The 22,460-nt window shown below is 33.6% G+C and carries 19 protein-coding genes; 16 read left to right on the top strand and 3 right to left on the bottom strand.

Going from position 1 to position 22,460, the window contains the following annotated elements; translation table 11 throughout:
- Positions 1-2 precede the first annotated feature (2 nt).
- The 4 genes from ACHRVZ_RS06250 to ACHRVZ_RS06235 all read left to right on the top strand — a co-directional run bounded on the left by ACHRVZ_RS06250 (position 3) and on the right by ACHRVZ_RS06235 (position 2,806).
- Positions 3-434, top strand: a complete 432-nt coding sequence (locus ACHRVZ_RS06250) for a deoxycytidylate deaminase (protein ID WP_395421355.1) — start codon at positions 3-5, stop codon at positions 432-434.
- Positions 434-2,011, top strand: a complete 1,578-nt coding sequence (locus ACHRVZ_RS06245) for a S41 family peptidase (protein ID WP_395421354.1) — start codon at positions 434-436, stop codon at positions 2,009-2,011. The genes ACHRVZ_RS06250 and ACHRVZ_RS06245 overlap by 1 nt, the downstream gene beginning before the upstream one ends.
- A gap of 18 nt (positions 2,012-2,029) precedes the next feature.
- Positions 2,030-2,395: a nuclear transport factor 2 family protein gene (locus ACHRVZ_RS06240; RefSeq protein ID WP_395421353.1), complete on the top strand. Its 366-nt coding sequence runs from the start codon at positions 2,030-2,032 to the stop codon at positions 2,393-2,395.
- Between the two features lie 99 nt (positions 2,396-2,494).
- Positions 2,495-2,806 (top strand): hypothetical protein, encoded by a 312-nt coding sequence (locus tag ACHRVZ_RS06235; RefSeq protein ID WP_395421351.1) that lies wholly within the window; start codon positions 2,495-2,497, stop codon positions 2,804-2,806.
- A gap of 101 nt (positions 2,807-2,907) precedes the next feature.
- On the opposite strand, the gene ACHRVZ_RS06230 is transcribed toward ACHRVZ_RS06235, so the two are convergent.
- From ACHRVZ_RS06230 to ACHRVZ_RS06220, 3 genes are all read right to left on the bottom strand, one after another.
- The gene (locus tag ACHRVZ_RS06230; protein ID WP_395421349.1) at positions 2,908-3,513 is read right to left on the bottom strand and encodes an FAD-dependent oxidoreductase; all 606 of its coding nucleotides are present in this window, start codon (positions 3,511-3,513) and stop codon (positions 2,908-2,910) included.
- A 3-nt stretch (positions 3,514-3,516) separates the two neighbouring features.
- Complete coding sequence (locus ACHRVZ_RS06225; protein WP_017496183.1) at positions 3,517-3,717, bottom strand: hypothetical protein; 201 nt, start codon at positions 3,715-3,717, stop codon at positions 3,517-3,519.
- 107 nt (positions 3,718-3,824) lie between these two features.
- Positions 3,825-4,403, bottom strand: coding sequence for a MarC family protein (locus ACHRVZ_RS06220; RefSeq protein ID WP_173971421.1), 579 nt, complete (start codon positions 4,401-4,403; stop codon positions 3,825-3,827).
- Positions 4,404-4,765: 362 nt separating this feature from the next.
- Between ACHRVZ_RS06220 and ACHRVZ_RS06215 the strand changes: the two genes are divergently transcribed.
- From ACHRVZ_RS06215 to rsgA, 12 genes are all read left to right on the top strand, one after another.
- The gene (locus tag ACHRVZ_RS06215) at positions 4,766-5,335 is read left to right on the top strand and encodes a DUF3109 family protein (protein ID WP_395421348.1); all 570 of its coding nucleotides are present in this window, start codon (positions 4,766-4,768) and stop codon (positions 5,333-5,335) included.
- 336 nt (positions 5,336-5,671) lie between these two features.
- Positions 5,672-6,649, top strand: coding sequence for a ribonucleotide-diphosphate reductase subunit beta (locus ACHRVZ_RS06210; RefSeq protein WP_041518445.1), 978 nt, complete (start codon positions 5,672-5,674; stop codon positions 6,647-6,649).
- 269 nt (positions 6,650-6,918) lie between these two features.
- Positions 6,919-9,318 carry a ribonucleoside-diphosphate reductase subunit alpha gene (locus ACHRVZ_RS06205; RefSeq protein ID WP_395421346.1) on the top strand — a complete coding sequence of 800 codons (2,400 nt, stop codon included), beginning with the start codon at positions 6,919-6,921 and terminating at the stop codon, positions 9,316-9,318.
- A gap of 144 nt (positions 9,319-9,462) precedes the next feature.
- Positions 9,463-10,107 carry a hypothetical protein gene (locus tag ACHRVZ_RS06200; RefSeq protein ID WP_395421345.1) on the top strand — a complete coding sequence of 215 codons (645 nt, stop codon included), beginning with the start codon at positions 9,463-9,465 and terminating at the stop codon, positions 10,105-10,107.
- Positions 10,108-10,472: 365 nt separating this feature from the next.
- Complete coding sequence (locus ACHRVZ_RS06195) at positions 10,473-11,870, top strand: DUF1800 domain-containing protein (RefSeq protein ID WP_395421344.1); 1,398 nt, start codon at positions 10,473-10,475, stop codon at positions 11,868-11,870.
- Between the two features lie 12 nt (positions 11,871-11,882).
- The gene (locus ACHRVZ_RS06190; protein WP_395421343.1) at positions 11,883-13,049 is read left to right on the top strand and encodes a DUF1501 domain-containing protein; all 1,167 of its coding nucleotides are present in this window, start codon (positions 11,883-11,885) and stop codon (positions 13,047-13,049) included.
- A gap of 493 nt (positions 13,050-13,542) precedes the next feature.
- The gene (locus ACHRVZ_RS06185) at positions 13,543-14,382 is read left to right on the top strand and encodes a prephenate dehydratase (RefSeq protein WP_395421342.1); all 840 of its coding nucleotides are present in this window, start codon (positions 13,543-13,545) and stop codon (positions 14,380-14,382) included.
- Between the two features lie 72 nt (positions 14,383-14,454).
- Positions 14,455-15,600 carry a pyridoxal phosphate-dependent aminotransferase gene (locus tag ACHRVZ_RS06180; RefSeq protein ID WP_395421340.1) on the top strand — a complete coding sequence of 382 codons (1,146 nt, stop codon included), beginning with the start codon at positions 14,455-14,457 and terminating at the stop codon, positions 15,598-15,600.
- A 206-nt stretch (positions 15,601-15,806) separates the two neighbouring features.
- Positions 15,807-16,664, top strand: a complete 858-nt coding sequence (locus ACHRVZ_RS06175) for a prephenate dehydrogenase (protein WP_395421338.1) — start codon at positions 15,807-15,809, stop codon at positions 16,662-16,664.
- 19 nt (positions 16,665-16,683) lie between these two features.
- The gene (locus ACHRVZ_RS06170; protein WP_029270594.1) at positions 16,684-17,766 is read left to right on the top strand and encodes a bifunctional 3-deoxy-7-phosphoheptulonate synthase/chorismate mutase type II; all 1,083 of its coding nucleotides are present in this window, start codon (positions 16,684-16,686) and stop codon (positions 17,764-17,766) included.
- Between the two features lie 299 nt (positions 17,767-18,065).
- A complete protein-coding gene (locus ACHRVZ_RS06165) occupies positions 18,066-21,278 on the top strand; it encodes a VIT domain-containing protein (protein WP_395421337.1) in 3,213 nt (1,070 codons plus the stop codon).
- Between the two features lie 145 nt (positions 21,279-21,423).
- Positions 21,424-22,407 (top strand): ribosome small subunit-dependent GTPase A, encoded by a 984-nt coding sequence (gene rsgA, locus ACHRVZ_RS06160; protein WP_395421336.1) that lies wholly within the window; start codon positions 21,424-21,426, stop codon positions 22,405-22,407.
- The last annotated feature ends 53 nt before the right edge of the window (positions 22,408-22,460 follow it).

Below are 22,460 nucleotides of genomic sequence, written 5' to 3'. Positions count from 1 at the left end.
AAATGGAAGAAAAAAAATTAAATAAATATGATAAAGCTTATCTAAGAATTGCGAAAGAATGGGGAGCACTTTCCTATTGTAAACGCAAACAAGTAGGCGCTATTATCGTAAAAGACCGAATGATTATTTCTGATGGATACAACGGTACGCCATCAGGTTTTGAGAATTGCTGTGAAGACGAAGACGGATTAACCCGTTGGGATGTTCTTCATGCCGAGGCAAATGCAATTTTGAAAGTAGCAAGGTCAACGCAATCCTGCGAAGGAGCTACTTTATATATTACACTTTCGCCTTGTAAAGAATGCAGTAAATTGATACATCAATCTGGGATAAAAAGAGTGGTGTACAAAGATGGATATCGTGATGATTCCGGAATTCAATTTTTAATAAAAGCAGGTATCGAAGTAGAGCATATTCCTGTTTTAGAAGAATAATGAAATTTAATTCTAAATATTTGCCAATTGTAATCGGAGCTACTTTAGCTATCGGAATTGTCATCGGAAGCTTAATGAATGCTCCCGTTGATGATCAGCTTTTGGCTAAAAATTATTCAAAAACCAAATTGAATAAACTCATTGATTTTATCAATAACGAATATGTTGATAGTATCAATACCGATTCTATTGTGAACCTTACAGTAGATAATATCCTGTCAAAATTAGACCCGCATTCCGTTTACATTCCGCCAAGCGAACAAGCAGAAGTTGCTGAAAGTATGAAAGGTGATTTCGTTGGAATCGGAATTAATTTTTATATGTATAAAGATTCTGTTGCAATTATAAAACCAATTGAAAACGGACCTTCGGCGAAAGCAGGAATAAAATCCGGAGATAGAATTTTATTTGCAGGAAAAACAAAGTTATTTGGTCGAAAACTGCCCTCAGACAGTTTATTTTCGAAATTAAAAGGAATAAAAGGTTCTGAAATTGAGTTAACCGTTTTTAGAAAATCAGAACAAAAGAAATTAAAGATTAAAGTTAAAAGAGATATTATTCCAATAAAAAGCGTTGATGCCTCTTTATTGCTTGATAATAAAACCGGATATATCAAAATCAATCGTTTTGCTGAAACTACTTTTAATGAGTTCAAAACCGGGTTAACAAGATTGAAACAAAAAGGCATTGAATCGCTTGTAATTGATCTTCGCGATAATGGCGGTGGTTATATGGAAGAAGCGATTGCTATAGCCGATGAATTTTTGAAAGACAAACAATTAATCGTTTTTACAAAAAATAAAAACGGAACAACCGAAAAAACGTACGCGACAAAAGCAGGAAGTTTTGAAACCGGAAAAGTCTATATTTTAATTAATGAAAATAGTGCTTCGGCAAGTGAAATTCTGGCGGGAGCTCTTCAGGATAATGACCGCGGAACTATTGTTGGTCGTCGTTCTTTTGGAAAAGGCCTGGTGCAACGCGAAATGGATTTTAATGACGGATCTGCGGTTAGATTGACTGTAGCGCGTTATTACACACCAACAGGCAGATCGATTCAGAAACCTTATAAAAAAGGTAATGAAGAGTATTTTAAAGAATCAGAAGCGCGTATAAAATCTGGAGAACTTTATGCAAAAGACAGTATAAAAGTAGCTGATTCATTAAAATTTAAAACACCAAAAGGTAAAATTGTCTATGGTGGAGGCGGAATCGTTCCGGATGTTTTTGTGCCGATAGAAGCAGAACACGGAAATGAGAATGTTGCCTATTTACTTCAAACTGGAATTGTAGGACATTTTGTTTTTGAAGAATTGGATAAAAATCGAGATGCCTTTGCAGGACTTCATTTTAATGAATTTTTGGTTAAAATGAAAAGCTCTGATGTGTACTTTAAAAAGTTTAGAAACTATATTTTAATGACAGGTTTAGATCTAAAGTTAGATAAAACTAAAGCTTTAGTGAACCGTTATATAACTGCAGAATTTGCCAGACAATTATTTGGTGAACTTTATTACTACGATGTCATTTTGAAAGATGACGCTATGATTAAGACCATTTTGAATCCGAAAAAGTAATTCTTAATTCTTATTGAAATGAAAATAGACGCCATAGTTAATGCTGAGATTGAACTTCTAACTGCGATTAAAAATGCCGATGTTTCGACTTTGGATAAAATGTTGCACGATGATTTGCTTTTTAATTTACCAGACGGACAAGTTATTGCTAAAGAGTTTGATTTAGAAAATTATCGTTCCGGTAAAATCAAAATTGAAGTTTTAGAAGCTTCAGATCAAATTATTAGAATAATTGATAATACGGCTGTTGTTAGTGTGAATGTTTTATTAAAAGGAGTTTATGACAATAAGACTGTCTCTAATTCGTTTCGTTATTTAAGAGTTTGGAAACAATTTGACGAAAGCCTAAAAGTAATTGCCGGAAGTTGTGTACAACTGGTGTAGCGTTTTAAAGTAAAATTAAATATATACTCAAATATAAATTAGCGAACCTTGAGTGTCCCGGGGTTTTGGGATTGAGAACTTTGCAATTAAACTATAAATATGAAAAATCTAAAAAGAATAAGTTTTTTGGCAGTTCTAATGATGTTTGTTATTTCTTGTGCTTGTATGAAAGATAAAAATGCGATTTCAGGAAAAGTAGAGTCTATTGAAAACGGAAAAGATGGTTATACTGCCAAAATCAAAACAGATAAAAACGAAGTTTATTTTGCGACAATTAGTATTGTAAATGTTGGTGGTCCTGAAAACTACAAGAAGTTAAAAGAAGGCGATGAGGTTTCTTTAAAAGGCGAAATCTGGAAAACCGATACTGAGAAACATATAAAAGTAAAAGAAATCGTTTCTGTGAAATAAAAATTAAAACATATAAGTTATCTAAGTCAATATAAAAGCTTTAAGCATAAATTAAATATACTTATATAACTTGCAGTTGTAATAATTTTATAATGAATTTTTTATCGAATGCTATCGTGTGCATGTGTCTGTACACCATTATTCCATAAAGTGAGAATATCTGTTGCGACAGCTGCGCCGCTTCCTGCAGCAATAGCCAATTGGCTTCTCCAGCCTGCTAAAGTTCCAATAACATAAATACCGTCGGCTACTTTATGGTCGTCGTTTTTAAGCTGAATGCGCTGTTTTTCCGGAAGTGCTTTTTTGTGTGGCTCAACAAATTGCATTAAACCTTCAATGTCAAAAGTATTGGCAGAACCAATCCCGATAACAATGTTTTTGGCTTTGTATGAATTTTTGTTTGTAGTAACAGTAAATTCGGGGAAAGATCCTTCTACTTTTATTACTTTTTCATTTGCTATTTGAGTGATATGAGGATAAGTCATTGCTAAATCCTGAGTGCTTTCAATTAGCAAATCAGATCCCAATTTACCTGGCGTAATGCCGTAAGCGTTGTAGAAAATTGCCTCTTGTAAAGAAGAATTTTTTTGATGTGTAAATATTCCTATTTTTTTATCGGTAACAAAAGCTTTGTTTTTGGCAGATCCTAAAACGAGAGCACAAGACATGCCTGAAACGCCTCCACCGATAATTAAAACGTCAAACATATATTATCGTCCGTTTGTTTTTTCTTCAATTCTTTTAGAAATTCTAAAAATCAAAAGAATTAAAACGGCACAAAATGAAGCTGCGATTCCAATAAAAGCAACTACACTGTCTCCTTGAAAAGGATTCTTGAAGTCTAGCAATGTAATATTAAAAACAATTAAAGCCAATGCCAGAAGCACTAAGATTGAAGTAAAGATTTTCATAATGGTTGTTTATTTGTCTAAAATAATAAAGTAAAACCCTCAGATGTGAAAAATATCTTAAAGTTGTATTTTAGAAATTTTATGGGGTAAATTTATAAAAATAAATGTTAGACAAACAAACCTTTAACATTAGCAGCAAATAATTTAACAGCAATTGCTAAAAGTATGACTCCAAATGTCTTGCGAACCACGCCAAGTCCGTTTTCTCCTAATAAATTTTCGATTTTTTTGGAAGATTTCAAAACGATGTAAACTAGTATGATATTCAGTACAATAGCAATAATAATATTGATAGTGTGAAATTGAGATCGAAGTGATAGTAAAGTGGTCATTGTTCCGGCTCCGGCAATCAACGGGAATGCTAATGGTACAATAGATGCTGATCCTGGTTCTTCATCGCGGTATATTCGAATTCCTAAAATCATTTCTAAAGCCAGAAAAAATAAAACGAAAGACCCTGCAACTGCAAAAGAATGTACGTCGATACCAATAAGACTTAGGAATCCTTCTCCAACAAAAAGAAAAACAATCATAATAAGTCCGGCAACAATTGAAGCTTTTTCAGATTCAATATGTCCCACTTTCGATCTTAAATTCACAATGATCGGAATTGAACCTACAATATCAATTACAGCAAAAAGCACCATTCCAACAGTAATTATTTCTTTGAAGTCGATTTCTAGCATATTACTTTGATTTTAAGCGTTTAAAATTTTTGCAAAGGTAGATAATAAAGGTAGGTGTTTTTTTAATACATTGTATTTTTGTTATAAAAACATGGTTTAGTGGTTAAAAAAGTGATATTTATAACAATTGATAGTTTTGCCACAGAGATTCGCAAAGTTTTTTCACAGAGTTGCACAAAGTTTTTAATCAGTTTTATGAATGTTAGATCTCAAAGCTTGTGAACTTAGAAAAAAACATCCAAAGTTGAACTCTGCGAATCTTTGCGAAAAAACTTTGCAAATCTGTACAGTAAAATTTAATCTCATTTCATCTGTTTTCTTTGACTATCTTTGCACTTTATAAATTACAGTATTTTAGTATCATGTTTCAATTAGGAAAAACCATTATTTCGGAAGATATTCTTGAAAAAGAATTTGTGTGCAACTTGTCAGCTTGTAAAGGAGCTTGCTGTGTTGATGGAGATGCTGGTGCGCCTTTGAGTGAAGCCGAAACTAAGATTATGGAAGAAATTTACCCTAAAGTAAAACCGTTTTTACGTAAAGAAGGAATTGCAGCTATCGAAGCGCAAGGAACTTGGGTAAAGGGAACTGATGGCGATCTTGAAACGCCGTTAATCGACGAGAAAGATTGTGCTTACGTTATTTTTGACGGGAAAACTGCACTTTGCGGAATCGAGCAAGCATACAATCAAGGAATTGTTGATTGGAAAAAACCGGTTTCATGTCATTTGTATCCAATACGTGTAAAAGATTTTACAGAGTTTGCTGCAGTGAATTATGATAAATGGGATATTTGCGATGATGCCTGTTCTTTAGGTAAAGAGTTGGAAGTTCCGGTTTATAAATTTGTTAAAGAAGCACTTGTTCGCCGCTTTGGTGAAGACTGGTATTTGGAACTTGAAAAAGTAGCTGAGGAACTTAAAAAATCTTAAAAATTCGGTAACCATTACTATGACTGCGAAGAGCTTCGTTTTAAGTCAAAAAAATAAAAGTTAAGCTCAAAAAAACTTTTAAAAACAATTAAAAATTTCTTGCTTTTTATTATAAAAAGTCTATATTTTACAGCCTGTCCGGGTGTGAATGATGGTTTTAAAATACTCATTTACAACAATTTAATTATTGTCTGAAAAATATCCCATTTTTTGTCCGTTGTTAAAAACTACGCCCTTTTGTGAATAAGTTTGGCTTTTATTTTTGGCAACAATTGACAATCTTTGTAGTCTACTGAATTAGTAAAAATCCGGTACAAAAATTAAATAAAAACTGTCATGTCACAAGTCGAACCAATATTACAAGAAAATAAAAATCGTTTCGTTATTTTTCCAATCAAACATCATGATATTTGGGAATGGTACAAAAAGATGGAGGCTAGTTTCTGGACTGCGGAAGAAATCGATTTGCACCAGGATTTGACGGACTGGAATAATAAACTTAGTGACGATGAAAGATATTTCATAAAACACATATTAGCATTTTTTGCTGCTTCTGACGGAATCGTAAATGAGAATTTGGCAGAGAACTTTGTAAATGAAGTTCAATATGCTGAAGCGAAGTTTTTCTATGGTTTTCAGATCATGATGGAAAATATTCATAGTGAAACGTATTCTCTATTGATTGACACTTATGTGAAAGATGAAGCAGAGAAAGCAGAATTGTTTAATGCTTTGGAAGTTTTTCCAGCAATTAAGAAAAAAGCGGACTGGGCTTTAAAATGGATCGAATCTGATTCGTTTGCAGAAAGACTAATTGCTTTTGCTGCAGTTGAAGGAATTTTCTTTTCAGGTGCTTTCTGTTCTATTTATTGGTTGAAAAAACGTGGATTAATGCCAGGTTTAACTTTTTCTAACGAATTGATTTCTCGTGACGAAGGTGTACACTGTGACTTTGCAGTACACTTACACAATCATCACTTGATTAACAAAGTGCCAAAAGAAAGAATTAAAGAAATCATCGTTGATGCTTTAGATATCGAAAGAGAATTTGTAACAGAATCTCTTCCGGTAAGTTTAATTGGAATGAACGCTGTCTTAATGACACAATATTTAGAGTTCGTTGCCGATAGATTATTAGTAGAATTAGGTTGTGAGCGTGTATATGGATCAGCGAATCCGTTTGATTTCATGGACATGATCTCTCTTCAGGGAAAAACTAATTTCTTTGAAAAACGTGTTGCAGAGTATCAAAAATCTGGTGTGATGAACACAGATAGTGATGCTCAGAAAATTTCATTTGATGCAGATTTTTAGACAACAACAATAATTTTAGTGTTTCCTATATAAACGCTAAACAGAATAAAATTTTTAACAATACAATTTTAAGATTGAATCTCTTTGCCCCAAATCGTAGATTCAATGATAATTTTTAATGCCTTTCGGTCTATTTTTTAGGCCGGAAACAGGTAACTATTGAGAATCCTACAATTCTCAATAAATAATTTTAAAACACGCAATGTTTAAGTGCCGGAATTCGTTTTCTAGTATCTTTCATTTTTTCAATAATTAAATATAGTAAGCTTATGTATGTAGTAAAAAGAGATGGCCACAAAGAGCCCGTAATGTTTGATAAGATTACAGAAAGAATCAAAAAATTGTGTTACGGCTTGAATGAGCTTGTAGATCCGGTTAAGGTAGCGATGAGAGTTATCGAAGGATTGTATGATGGGGTTTCTACTTCTGAACTAGATAATCTTGCGGCAGAAACGGCAGCATCTATGACAATTGCGCATCCAGATTATGCACAATTAGCAGCACGTGTGGCAATTTCAAATCTACATTCAAATACAAAAAAATCGTTCTCAGAAACGATGAAAGATATGTACCATTACGTAAATCCAAGAAATGGCCAAGAAGCGCCATTACTTTCGGATGAAGTATTTAAAGTAATTCAGGAAAACTCTGCTTTCCTTGATTCTCATATCATATATACAAGAGATTTTAATTACGATTACTTTGGTTTCAAAACCTTAGAGCGTTCGTATTTGCTAAAAATAAACGGTAAAATTGTCGAAAGACCACAACATATGTTGATGCGTGTTTCGGTTGGTATTCACCTTGACGATTTAAAATCAGTAATTGAAACTTACGATTTAATGTCTAAAAAGTTCTTCACGCATGCAACACCAACGTTGTTTAATGCAGGAACTCCAAAACCACAAATGTCTTCTTGTTTCCTTTTGGCAATGCAGGATGATAGTATTGATGGTATTTATGATACATTAAAACAAACGGCTAAAATCTCGCAATCAGCGGGAGGAATCGGTCTTTCTATTCATAACGTTCGTGCTACAGGATCTTACATCCGTGGTACAAACGGAACTTCAAACGGAATCGTTCCGATGTTGAGAGTTTTCAACGATACGGCTCGTTACGTAGATCAAGGTGGTGGAAAACGTAAAGGAAGTTTTGCGATTTATATCGAAACATGGCATGCGGATATCTTCGAATTTTTGGATTTAAAGAAAAATACAGGAAAAGAAGAAATGCGTGCAAGAGATTTATTCTTCGCCATGTGGACTTCAGATTTATTCATGAGACGTGTACAGGAAGATACAACCTGGACTTTAATGTGTCCTAACGAATGTCCTGGATTGTACGATGTTTACGGAGAAGAATTCGAAGCAATGTATTTGGATTATGAATTTAGAGGAAAAGGTAGAAAAACAATTCGTGCACGTGAATTATGGGAGAAAATCCTTGAATCGCAAATCGAAACAGGAACGCCATATATGTTGTACAAAGATGCCGCAAACCGTAAATCGAACCACAAGAATTTAGGAACAATTCGTTCTTCTAACTTGTGTACAGAGATTATGGAGTTTACCTCTAAAGATGAAATTGCAGTTTGTAACTTAGCGTCTATCTCTTTACCAATGTTTATCGACAACGGAAAATTCGATCACGAAGCGCTTTACAATGTTACAAAACGTGTAACTCGTAACTTGAATAAAGTAATCGACAGAAATTACTATCCTGTAAAAGAAGCTGAAAACTCTAACTTACGTCACCGTCCGGTTGGTTTAGGAGTTCAAGGATTAGCAGATGCTTTCATCATGTTGCGTATGCCGTTTACAAGTGATGAAGCAAAAGTATTAAATCAGGAAATTTTTGAAACTCTATACTTCGCAGCCGTAACCGCTTCTATGGAAATGGCAAAAGAAGAAGGACCATATTCTACATTTGCAGGATCTCCAATGTCACAAGGAGAATTTCAATACAATATGTGGGGAATGAAAGATGAAGAATTATCTGGTCGTTGGGACTGGGCTTCATTAAGAAAAGAAGTAATGGAGCATGGAGTTCGTAACTCATTATTAGTTGCGCCAATGCCAACCGCTTCAACTTCTCAAATTTTAGGAAACAACGAAGCTTTCGAACCATATACATCAAACATTTACACCCGTCGTGTATTGTCAGGAGAATTTATTGTAGTAAACAAGCATTTACTTCATGATTTAGTAGACAGAGGTTTGTGGAACGAAACTTTGAAACAAGAAATTATGCGTCATAACGGATCAGTTCAAAATATTGATGTGATTCCGCTAGATTTGAAAGAATTATACAAAACAGTTTGGGAAATGTCGATGAAAGACATTATCGATATGTCACGTCAGAGAGGTTATTTTATTGACCAATCGCAATCATTGAACTTGTTCATGCAAGATGCAAACTATTCTAAACTTACGTCAATGCACTTCTATGCTTGGCAATCAGGTTTAAAAACTGGAATGTATTACCTAAGAACAAAATCTGCGGTTGATGCCATTAAATTCACATTAAACAACGATAAAAAAGAAGAAGATGCACCTGCAACAGCAGCGGCAGTAGAAACTGAAGCAATCAGTGTTGAAGATTACAAAGCTATGTTGCTAAAAGCACAAGCCGGAGATCCTGAAGATTGTGAAATGTGTGGGTCTTAATTTTTTTTAAGAGGAAAGAAAATAGAGTAAAGAAGAAAGATTTATATCTTTAAATTTATATAAAGCAGTTATTGTAATGATAGCTGCTTTTGTTTTTTAGGAGTTTTTTTCAATTTAACTGGTTTTTAAAATAGTGAAATGTAAATGATGAAGAAAATAATTTTATTGAATGTGATTATTTTTTGCATATTGAGTTGTCATAATAGATCCGTCGATTCTTTAGATAATCAAAAATATACTGAGGCTAAAAATAATTTTAATAGAAAGCTTGTAGATCACTTTCCTAAAGCGGTGACATCATATCCATTTCAAACTATTAATAGCAAGAACATATCAAAGAGTGATGTTTGTTTTATGCTATATGAATATGAGAAAGATTTAAAAACCATAGATTCAGTTGTTAGGAGTTTAGAAAAGAAATCATTGGCAAAGTATAGTTCAAATGATTCATGTTTGTTAATTGTCAATCGCTTTGAAACCCTTAAAACTTACGAAAATAGAGAAAATGTTATTATTAGTGATAGTACTAAAATAAATCAGGATTGTTTTAAGAATTTGTATCCAATACCTAGTTTTATAGAATATGAATTTGCTAATGGAAAGAATGGTATTTATTTAGAAAATAATTTTGATATTTATGTTTTAGAAGCCAAAAATGGGAATTGGTTTAAAGAGTTTAAAATGATGCCAAATCCACAAATGCCAAAAAACTGGAAGAATGGATACTCAAAAGGAATAGCTGTTAGCAGAGAAAGAAAAACGTTAATTTATTGGAGTGTTATTTGGTAGTGTTTTGAGACTATTGTTGTTATTCTGCTTTACTGAGGAGCTATTTCCCGCTTTTTATTACAATCTTTTTATTTTTTAAAGGAAAAAATAAAAAGGATTTCCACTTCAATCGGGGCTATTTAATTACCGGAACTTTATAAATAACGTTCCGCAGGAACAAATTATATTGTAGGGATGGATTTTAATCCATTCTACACAATCAAAATCGACAATCTTAGTCATTATAATATCTCCAAAAAATCCCCGTTCTAATTATTATCAAAGATTTTTAAAACTTAGTATCTCAGTAACTAAGAAACTCAGAACCTTTCTCCAAATTAAACCTTTAAGAGAAAGTCAAGTCTTATTGTAATAATTTCTGAATTATGAAAAAAAGCAATCTTTGGTCCTTACGGTTGGGTTTTTCCGGGAAAGAATCCGATGCAATAGAAAAATTAGGATTAGAAAAATTTCTAAAACATTCCTATGATTCGAAATTCGAGAGAGAGCTTCCTGCTTTTTTGAATGATGATCCCAAAACACTTATCGAACTCAAAGAATTACGCGAATCTATAAAAAACGCCGATTCTGAATTCAAAAAGAAGGTTCTTAAAAAAGAAATCTATTCCGCTGTTGAGCTAAAAAAATGGTGGATTTCGAAAATGCGAAATGATGAATTTCCGTTACGCGAAAACATGGTTTGTTTCTGGCACAATCATTTTGTTTCTACAACCCAAAAAGTAAAAGTCAATTACTGGATTTATCAGCATAATATGATTTTACGGGAACATGCTTTTGGGAACTTCAAAGAACTCACCAAGCAAATCGTAAAATCGAATGCAATGGTGAAATACTTAGACAATGTCGACAATAAAAAAGGCAAATACAACGAAAATCTAAGCCGTGAATTGCTTGAATTATTCACAATCGGGATTGGGAATTATTCTGAAAGTGATATTAAAGAAGGCGCAAGAGCTTTAGCCGGATTAAATTACGGAGACGATGGCGCAATTTACAGAAACCTTGCACAGGACAATACCAATAAAACGTATTTCGGTAAAACCGGAAATTGGAATTCAGACGATTTGGTCGATATTATTTTTGAACAAAAGAATATTCCTTATTTAATTACCAGAAAAATTCTCAAATGGTTTATTTATGATAATCCCTCAGAAGAATTAGTGATCTATTATGGCGATTATTTTAGAAAAGTAAAGTTTGAAATACAACCATTGCTAACAAAGATCTTTACCGAAGAATATAAAAAAGAAATTTCGGGAACCAAGATCAAAGATCCGTTAGTTTATATTCTGCAACTTTTAGACGAATTACATATTGATGATCTTGATGATGGAATGGTAATGTTTTTCCTGAAACAACAAGGAATGGATTTGTATAATCAGGTCAATGTAAAAGGTTGGGATGGCGGAAATTCGTGGTTAACTTCACAAATTTATTTGCAACGCAACAATACATCAGATATGCTTTGCAGCGGAAGAAGTATTACCAGAAAAGTATTGAATACAATGACTCCTGATTCTGATAAACCAAAAACAGAAGTGGAGAAAATCGATGTAAAAATTGACTTTGACACTAACGGAAATAATAAAACCATTATCACTGAATTATCGAATAGATTATTGTTTAAAGTAAATGATTCGATGCAAAAAGATATGGAGAATTTACTGAAATATGATTTTGACCCAAAAGAAGATCACGCCAATTTCGCCGTAATAAGGCTCTTTGACTACATTGCAAAACTACCTGAATATCAATTAATTTAGAAAGCTACAGTTATGAACAGAAGGAATTTTCTAACGCTTACAGGAACTCTTACCGGCGGAATGCTGATACTTCCTGATTTTTTACATGCTTTTGGTTCGCAGAATAATTTGGTTATTGGCGAACAATGCATTGTGTTTGTTCAGTTAAACGGCGGAAATGACGGGTTGAATACTTTTATTCCATACGATAATCCGTTGTATTATGATCTGAGGACTAAAATAGCTTTGAATAAAGATTTGGTAATCAGCAAAGATAAAGGAATGGCTTTTCATCCTTCTTTAAAAGATTTTGCTCAAATGCAGCAAAACGGAGATTTAACCGTAATCCAGAATGTTGGATATCCTGAGCCTATTCGGTCGCATTTTCGAAGTCAGGAAATTTGGCAAACCGCAGCAGATTCGAATAAATACATTAACGAAGGCTGGTTAGGACGTTATTTAGATTTGCAATGCAACGGACATCAGGCAACGGCTGGAATAAATTTGGATTCGATCGATAATCTGGCATTAAAAGGAATGGAGCCCAATTCGATAACGGTAAAAGATCCGAATAGATTCAAAGTAAAATCAGATAAAGAAGAAAATGTGACCTTATCGGATAATCCGCAATTGGATTTTGTTCGAAAAATAGCCAATTCGGTTACTGAAGGTTCTGATGAAATTCAGAAAGCATTGGCGAAATCAAAATCAGAAATCAGTTATCCTAAAACTGATCTGTCAAAAAATCTGGAATGGATTGGAAGATTGATAAAAGGAAATCTGAATTCGAAAGTATATTATACTTCGCTTGGCGGATTTGATACACATGATAATCAACTCGCCATTCACGAGAAAAAATTAACCGATTTAAATGATGCTTTGTACAGTTTTTATCAGGATTTAAAACAAGCACAATTGCTTCAGAATGTTACAATCGTAGTTTTTTCAGAATTTGGGCGACGTGTAAAAGACAACGGGAACGGGACAGATCACGGAACTGCGGCACCAATGTTTATTATTGGAGGAAATAATAAAGGAACTATTTTAGGAAATAATCCTGATTTGGCAAACTTAGATAATGGTGATTTGAAATATGAAATTGACTTCAGGAGTGTTTATGCTTCTTTATTAAAAGAAAAAATGAATTTCGATTATTCTAAAATTGGGATTAAGAATAAGCCGGTTTCTGGGTTGTTTTGATGGTTAGCCACTAATTTTACTAATTTACACGAATTTTTATTTGGGGTAATTAGTATTTTTTTTGACACTGAATTAGTGAAATTGAATTTTAATCGGCAATGAATTTGTGTTAATTCGTGAATTCGTGGCGAAAAAATCTTAGCGTCTAAGTAACTCAGAACCTTAGTAGCTCACTAAAAACCAATTATAAATATCTCATTTTAAACCAATATTTTTATATTATCATACAAAACCTGCTAAATTTGTTAAGAAATCCTTTTTTGTTTCATAAAATGCAATATTTTTTTTGGTGCACTGAAATTAATTTATACATTCGCAGAGAATTTATTGAAAAACACAAACAAAATGTCTAATAACCGTTTTTATTTTAGCAACTCTTTTTATTTCTTCTTTAGTAGAAGTGAGGATTGTGCTATGGTTATTTGAGAAAATTTAAAAGACAAATAAAACTAATATACAATCCTGATGCAAATCAGGATTTTTTTTTGAATATATGACAACGAAAATTGCAATACAAGGTATAAAAGGATCTTTTCATCATCAGGTTGTGAAGGAGTATTTCTCTGAAAATGTGGATATTGATGAGTGTTTGTCTTTTGAAGAATTGATCGACAGCTTACTTTCCGGGAAATCTGATCAGGCAGTTATGGCGATTGAAAATTCGATTGCAGGTCCAATTATTCCAAATTATGCTTTGATTGACAAGAATAATTTACACATTATTGGAGAGCATTATTTAAATATTAGTCAAAATTTAATGGCTTTAAAAGGTCAGAAAATAGAAGATATTACAGAAGTTCATTCACACCCAATGGCGATTTTGCAATGTATGGATTTCTTAAAACAATATCCGAACATTAAGTTGGTTGAAGATAAAGATACAGCTGAAACGGCTAGAAGAATTCAGGAAAAACAATTAAGCGGAATTGCTGCAATAGGAAGTAAAACGGCTTCTGAAATGTACGATTTAGAAATTCTGGCACCGGAAATTCAAACGATCAAAAACAATATGACTCGTTTTGTGATTATCAAAAAGCAAAATTCATTTTTGCCCGAAAACGAAATCAACAGAGCTTCAATCAAATTTGAATTGGATCACAAAAGAGGAAGTTTAGCGGCAGTTTTGAATGTAATGAGTGACTGCAAATTGAATTTAACGAAAATTCAGTCGCTTCCAAAAATTGAAACACCTTGGAAATACTCGTTTTTCGTAGATGTAACATTTGAAAAATACGAAGATTTTGCAAAAGCGAAAGCGTTATTAAACATAATGGCAGAATATTTTAAAGTTCTGGGAGAATATAAAAACACAAAGCCTTTGAGTCAGTCATAAAGTCCAAAGTCTAAAGTAAAAAGCCTAAAGCTTACGGCCTATAGCCTAAAGCATTTTTTAATAAAAATAGAAATGATTACAACAGCAAAAAGATTAGATAAAGTTGAAGAATACTACTTCTCATCAAAATTAAGAGAAGTGAGACAACTAATGTCTGAAGGAAAACCGATCATCAGTATGGCAATTGGAAGTCCTGATTTGAGTCCGTCAAAAGCAGTAATTGAAGCAGTTGCTGCAGCAATTCAAGACGAAAATGGGCATGGTTATCAGAACTATCAAGGATTACCGGAATTGAGAAAGGGGATGGCTGATTTTTATCAGAAACAGTTTGGTGTTGAATTAAATCCGAATGATGAGATTTTACCTTTGATGGGTTCAAAAGAAGGAATTATGCATATTTCGTTAGCCTTTTTAAATGAAGGCGATCACGTTTTAATTCCGAATCCGGGTTATCCAACATATACTTCGGTAACTAATTTGGTTGGAGCCGTTCCGGTTTATTATGATCTAAAAGAAGAAAATGCCTGGGAACCGGATTTTGAAGCTTTAGAAAAATTAGAGCTGGAGAAAGTAAAAATTATGTGGCTGGGATATCCACATATGCCAACAGGAGCGAGAGGAAGTATAGCATTATTTGAAAAATTGGTTGCTTTTGCTAAAAAACACAACATATTATTGGTTAACGATAATCCGTACAGTTTTGTTTTGAATGATAACCCAATGAGTTTGTTACAGGTTGAAGGAGCAAAAGATGTGGCTTTAGAATTGAATTCATTGAGTAAAACATTTAACATGGCTGGCTGGAGAGTTGGAATGGTTTTAGGAAATCCTGAAATTATTAATGCAGTCCTAAAAGTAAAAAGTAACATGGACAGCGGTATGTTCTACGGAATTCAGAAAGGTGCAGTTGCAGCTTTGAATTGTGATGAATCTTGGTTTGAAGATCAAAATAAAATTTACAGACGCCGTAGAGAATTAACAGAAAAATTAGCAGAAAAATTGGGCTGCAAAGTTTATAAAGAAGGAGTTGGACTTTTTGTTTGGGCGAAACTTCCTGAAGGAATTGAATCATCAGAAAAGTTCATTGACGAAATATTATACGAGAAACACATTTTTATCACACCGGGAACGATCTTCGGAAGTAATGGTGAAGGATATATCAGGTTTTCGTTGTGTGTGAAAGAGGAGAAGGTACAAGAAGCGATTGATAGATTTTAGAAGCAAGAAGCAAGAAGCAAGAGTAAAGAATAAAGATTTTAGATTTTAGATTTTTTGGGATAGTTTGTCTTGATGACAGAAAAAAAATAAAAGGTCTTGAAAAACGAGGAGCATTAGCCCTGATAGTAGTGGAAATCCTTTTACGCCGGGGTTCGGCGGAAAAGATTGAAACGGATAGCAGGAAATTGCTTCTAATAAAAAGAAATATGAAAGTATACGTAATAGGAATAGGGTTAATAGGCGGTTCGATGGTGCTGGACATCAAAGACCAACATCCTGATTCTACAATTTTTGGGATTGATAGTAACGAAAAACATTTGCAGGAAGCAATTGATTTAGGTGTTATCGATCAGGCAGGAAGCTTTGAAGAATTGGCTGAAGCCGATTTTGTAATTGTTTCGGTTCCGGTGGATGTAGCGTTGGTGGTTTTACCTAAAGTGCTAGATTTAGTTGGAGATAAAACGATTGTTTTTGAAGTAGGTTCTACTAAAAAACCAATTTGTGATGCTGTTGCCAGCCACCCAAAAAGAAGAAATTTTATCGCAACGCATCCTATAGCAGGAACGGAGTTCTCAGGGCCTTCGGCAGCGATAAGAGGTTTGTTTAAAGGAAAGACGAACATAATTTGTGAGGTGGAAAAAACCACTTTTAAATTGCAGGAAAAGGCATTAAAGCTTTTTAGCGAAATCGGAATGAGGATTCGATATATGGATCCAACTTCGCACGACAAACACATTGCTTATGTTTCGCACTTGTCACACATTAGTTCATTTATGCTTGGAAAAACAGTAATGAACAAAGAAAAAGACGAACAGGATATTTTTGATATGGCAGGAAGTGGATTTGAAAGTACAGTTCGTTTAGCAAAAAGTTCTCCGGCAATGTGGACGCCAATTTTTAAGCAAAACAAAGAACACGTTATCGAAACATTAGATGAATACATATCAAATTTGAGTCGGTTTAGAGATTTGTTGAAAGACGAAAATTACAATGCCATTTTTGAAGAGATGGAAAGCACAAATAAGATTAAGGAAATATTAAACGGATTAACAATTAAAAAATAAAAATAAACTAAAAATTAAGATGGAAAATAAGAAAGAAATGAGAAAGTGGTTAGAAGATTTCAATTTAAATCACCCACTTGTGATAGCTGGACCTTGTAGTGCAGAAACGGAAGATCAAGTATTGAAAATTGCTCACGAATTGAAAGATTCAAAAGTTAGTGTATTCAGAGCTGGAATCTGGAAGCCAAGAACGCGTCCGGGAGGATTTGAAGGTGTTGGAGAAATTGGTTTAAAATGGTTACAAAAAGCAAAAGCTGAAACTGGTTTATTAATGGGTACTGAGGTTGCAACTGCAGCTCACTGTAAACTGGCTTTAGAACATGATATCGACGTTTTATGGGTTGGTGCTCGTACAACTGCAAACCCTTTTGCTGTTCAGGAAATTGCTGATACATTAAAAGGAACGGATAAAATCGTTTTGGTTAAAAACCCTGTAAACCCGGATTTAGCTTTATGGTTAGGTGGTGTTGAGCGTTTACACATGGCTGGAATCGAAAAATTAGGAGTTATTCACAGAGGTTTTTCTACTTACGAAAAAACAAAATACAGAAACATTCCAGAATGGCAGATTGCTATCGAATTGCAAAATAAATTCCCTGATTTACCTTTAATCATCGACCCATCTCATATTACAGGAGATCGTAAAATGATTTTTGAAGTGACTCAAGAAGCTTTAGATTTGAATTACGATGGTATGATTATCGAAACGCACTACGATCCGGACAACGCTTGGTCTGATGCTGCTCAACAAGTTACTCCAGATGCTTTGAAGCAAATCATTAAAGATTTGACGATCAGAAAAACGGATGATACTACAGATGAATACAGTTCAAAAATGACTAAATTAAGAGCTAATATCGATGTTCTTGATGCTAACTTATTAGAGTTATTAGGAAAACGTATGAAAGTAGCTGACGAAATTGGTCAAGTGAAAAAAGATGCAAACGTAGCGATTCTTCAAAACAACCGTTGGAACGAAATCTTAGGAAAAATGATCCTTGAAGGGGAGAAAAAAGGTCTTACTGAAGAGTTTGTTTTGAGAATGTTCAAAGCAATTCACCAGGAAAGTATTGGTCACCAAGAGAAAATTTTCAACGCATAATTTTTTCTCAAACATATAAGTGCTATGAGTTAATTTATGTTTTATGAACTTTATTTACTTATAGCACAATATTAAAAATAGATTGTTTTTTTATATTAAATCTCCATTGCTTTCGAGCTTTGGGGATTTTTTTTGCGCTCTTTTAAATAGAAAATAAATCTGCTAATCTGCAAAATCTGCGTGAAACATTAATCGCTAGAAGATTTTGCAGATTAAACGGATTAAAATAAAATAATTATCTTCCCAACCTTTTGTTGATTCTTGTTCTCTATAACAATATAAACCTTAATTTTTGTATCATGAAATTAAAATTGTTTTTGTCTGCGCCTGGCATTTTTCAAATGAATTTGAATGTGTTGCTTTTTTTTATGCTTTTTATTGGGGCAAAAAGTTTTGCGCAAAGTCCAGAACTTACAGTCAAAGGGGACGATGCTGAAAAAGTGAGAATGAATAAGCTTATTGTCAATGTAAAAGTGGTGGGTAATATTGCCTACACAACTGCCGAAATGCATTTTTTTAATTCGGGAACGCGTCAGATGGAAGCGGAACTTATTTTTCCGTTACCGGAAAATGTTTCGGTGTCAAGATATGCAATTGATATTAATGGTAAAATCCGTGAAGCTGTTCCTGTAAATAAAAATAAAGGAAAACAGGTTTTTGAAGCGATTGAACATCGTCGCGTAGATCCGGGATTACTCGAAAAAGTAGATGGAAATAACTTTAGAACCAGAATTTATCCGTTGATGCCAAACGGAGAGCGAATCGTAATAATAGGTTATGAAGAAGAACTTTCGGCATTTGATAAAAATAATCTGGCGTATCAATTAGTGAGTCGTTATCCTAAAAAGCTAGACAAATTTGAAATGAATGTTTCGGTTTTAGGAACTGAAGTAGCTCCAATAGTTGCTGAGAATTCCGGTGATGAAATTGCTTTTTCAAAGTGGAATCAAGCTTTTCAGGCTTCTATCAAAAAAGAAAATTATCAGCCTTCTGAGAAATTAGTTTTCAAGATACCAATTCAGCAAAATAGTCCAAGTGTTTTGATGCAGGATGTTGGAGGACAGCATTATTTTTACGGAAGTACTTTTATTGAAGGCAACAAAATTGCTAAGAAAACACCAAGTTCAATTGGTTTAATTTGGGATAATTCTTTGAGTTATAAAACGAGAGATTTAAAAAAGGAATTGGCTTTGCTTGATGCGTATTTTCAGAAAATAAAAAACACAAAAGTAACGCTGTACTTTTTGAATTACACTTTCGAAAAACAAAATGAATATGTGATTGCAAATGGAAATTGGACTGAATTAAAAGCTGTTTTAGAAAATACAAAGTATGATGGCGGAACTCGATTTTCGCAAATAAATTTCACCAATAATGATGAGTATTTACTCTTCTCGGACGGACTTTCGTCTCTTAGTGAAAATGTTTTGCCAAAAACAAAAAAGTCAATTTATACCATTACGTCATCCGCTTCTGCTGATTTTGCTTTTCTAAATTATACCGCGATGCAAACGGGAGGTAATTTTATTAATTTAAATCAGATAAGTCCCGAGATCGCTTTAGACAAATTAGCAAATACGAATCTGAAATTTTTGGGTATTAAAGAAAATTTTACGGTAACTGATTTGTTTCCAATAGAAGGAACGACGGTTTCAGGGAATTTTAGTTTTTCGGGAATTTCGTTGAATCCAAAAAATGAATTTACCTTATTATTTGGTTATAAGAATGAAATAGTTCTAGAAAGAAAAATTACTCTTGATGCTGCGGTTCAAAACACCAACGAAGTCAATATAGAAAAACTTTGGGCACAGAAAAAAATCGCAAATCTTGATTTTGAATATGCTAAAAATTCAGATGAAATTGAACTTTTGGGCAAGAAATATGGCATCATCACTAAGAATACTTCGTTGATTGTTCTGGAAGATATTCGTGATTATATTTCTTATGATATTATTCCACCAGCAGAATTGCGCGCAGAATTTGACCGAATTAAAAAACAGGAACACGATAATAATTTGGCGCAGCAAAAAAATAATTGGGAAAGCATCCAGAGTTATTATGAAGGATTAAATACTTGGTGGAAAAAAAATATTAAATACCAAGGTCAGAAAATTGCATCTAAGTATAAATACAAAAGAGAGGCTCCGCTAACAAGGCGCGTAGCGAGTGAAACTATAAAAGGAGATCCTGATGCTGCTTTAACAGTAGATGAACCAGTTGGAGCTGGGACAGCAAGTGAAGTTATAGAAGATAATAATGTGTATAATGTTCCTCCTCCGCCTTCTGCACCTAAGGTTGATCAGGTTAAATTTGTTGCGCCTGTTGTAGCGAAAGCACAGGAAGTTACTGAAGATCCACCGAAAATCGCTGACATAAAAGATAAAAAGGTTGGCATTGAAGAAGTTGTCGTGACAGGATATGCAACTCAGAAAAGATCAGATGTAGCGGCCGGTTATCTTTCAGAAAAAACAATTGCGCCGGGACTTACAAATAATTTGGCACAAGCACTTGCGGGTAAAGTAGCGGGAGTTCAAGTAGAACAATCAGCAAATGAAGTGAGCTCACAACTTAATTATTCTGTGAGCGACACGCTAACTTTTGATTCTAAGAATAACGACAAAACATGGAATCCGGACAGATTGTATTTAAAAGCTTTGGCGAAAGCACCAAAAGAAAAACAATACGATTTGTATTTCGAATTAAGAAAAGCACAAGAAAGAAATCCGAGTTTTTATTTTGATGTGGCACATTTTTTCTACAATCAGGGCGATGTCAAAAAAGCATTGCAGATAATTAGCAATATCGCCGATTTAGGTTTAGAAAATCATCAGCTTTATAAAACGCTTACCTATACGTTGCGTCAATGGAAAGATTACGATGATGCTTTGTTCACGGCAAAACAAGTTGCGAAATGGAGAGAACATGAACCACAAAGTTTAAGAGATTATGCATTAACTCTTGAGGATGCAGGAAAATATCAGGACGCTTTTGATCAATTGATTAAAGCGTTGGAAGTGAATTATTACGGAGAAATGACCGGACAATATGAAGGTGTTGAAGATATTATATTAATGGATATAAATCGTTTAATAATTGAGCATAAAGGTTTGAAAACAGACAAATTGGCTAAAAAATATCAAGAAAAAATGCCGGTTGATATTCGAATTATAATGAACTGGAATTTAATGGATGTCGATTTAGATTTACATGTTATTGAACCAAACGGAGAAGAATGTTATTATAGTCATACAAAAACTGTGGCTGGTGCAAGATTCTCAAAAGATTTTACACAAGGTTACGGTCCGGAGCAATATTTAATTCGAAATGCTGTAAAAGGGAAATATCAAATTAGAACCAATTATTATGGCGAAACTGAATTAACTGAAAATGGTCCAGCCACAATTATGGTAGAGATTTATACGACCAGAGCAGGGAAAACATCAAAAACCTTGAAAACAATTCAGCTTGGAAAGGTGAAAGAAAATGAGCTTTTGGCCGAAATTGTTTGGTAAACGTTTCAATTTAAGAGTAAGTCTTTAATTTTAAAAGGCGAAGTTGCGTTGTTCAATTCTAAAAACGTAATTTTGCCTTTTAAAATTAATAAAGATTTCAGTTCATTTTTAATCAAAAATCTGAAATCAACAATCTAAAATTTGAATGACAGGACTCGTATATAAATCTACAGGAAGTTGGTACACCGTAAAATCTGAACAAGGTGATTTTATAGAATGCCGTATGAAAGGGAAGTTTAGGATGAAAGGTATTAAAAGTACTAATCCTATTGCTGTAGGTGATATTGTCGATTATGAACTCGAAGAAACTTCAGATGCGGTAACCGGAACTATTTTTAATATTCACGAAAGAAAGAATTACATCGTTCGTAAATCGGTTAACCTTTCGCATCAAATGCATATTATTGCGTCGAATATTGATCGTGTATTTTTATTGGTAACAATTAATAATCCGCCAACAACATTCAATTTTATTGATCGTTTTCTAGTAACTGCCGAAGCTTATGGAATTGAAACTGTTTTGGTTTTTAATAAGATAGATACTTTTGATGAAACAACACTTGATGATCAATTGTACATGCAGCATGTTTACCAGCAAATTGGTTATAAATGTCTTCGTGTTTCCTCGACAGAAATGAAAGGAATTGAAGAATTAAAGGAAATGATGATTGGTAAAGTAAGTATGTTCTCAGGACATTCAGGAGTTGGGAAATCAACTTTGGTAAACGCAATGGAACCATCTTTACATCTTAAAACCAAAACGATTTCTGAGGCAAGTAAACAAGGTCAGCACACTACAACTTTTGCAGAAATGTATGATTTGTCTTTTAATGCAAAAATCATCGATACACCCGGAATTAAAGGTTTTGGAATTGTTGACATGGAAAAAGAAGAAATCAGCGGTTATTTTCCTGAATTTTTCAAACTAAAAGATCAATGTAAGTTTAACAATTGTCTACATAAAGAAGAACCGCATTGTGCTATAAAAGCCGCTTTAGAAAGAGACGAGATCGCTTGGTCGCGTTACAATAGTTATTTGAAAATCTTAGAAGGCGACGATGAAAATTATCGTACAGATATTTACAACGATGATCGTGCTGCCAGCGATGAAACCAGAGGTAAATTGTAAATAATTTTCAGTTTCTTAATTTCCAAATTCCAATAAAAAATAGCAACAAAGAT

The sequence above is a fragment of the Flavobacterium sp. FlaQc-57 genome, from assembly GCF_044007395.1.
Classification (GTDB): Bacteria; Bacteroidota; Bacteroidia; order Flavobacteriales; family Flavobacteriaceae; genus Flavobacterium.
The sequence above is the reverse complement of the archived record's forward strand: the minus strand, read 5'-3'. Positions and strand labels throughout refer to the sequence as shown.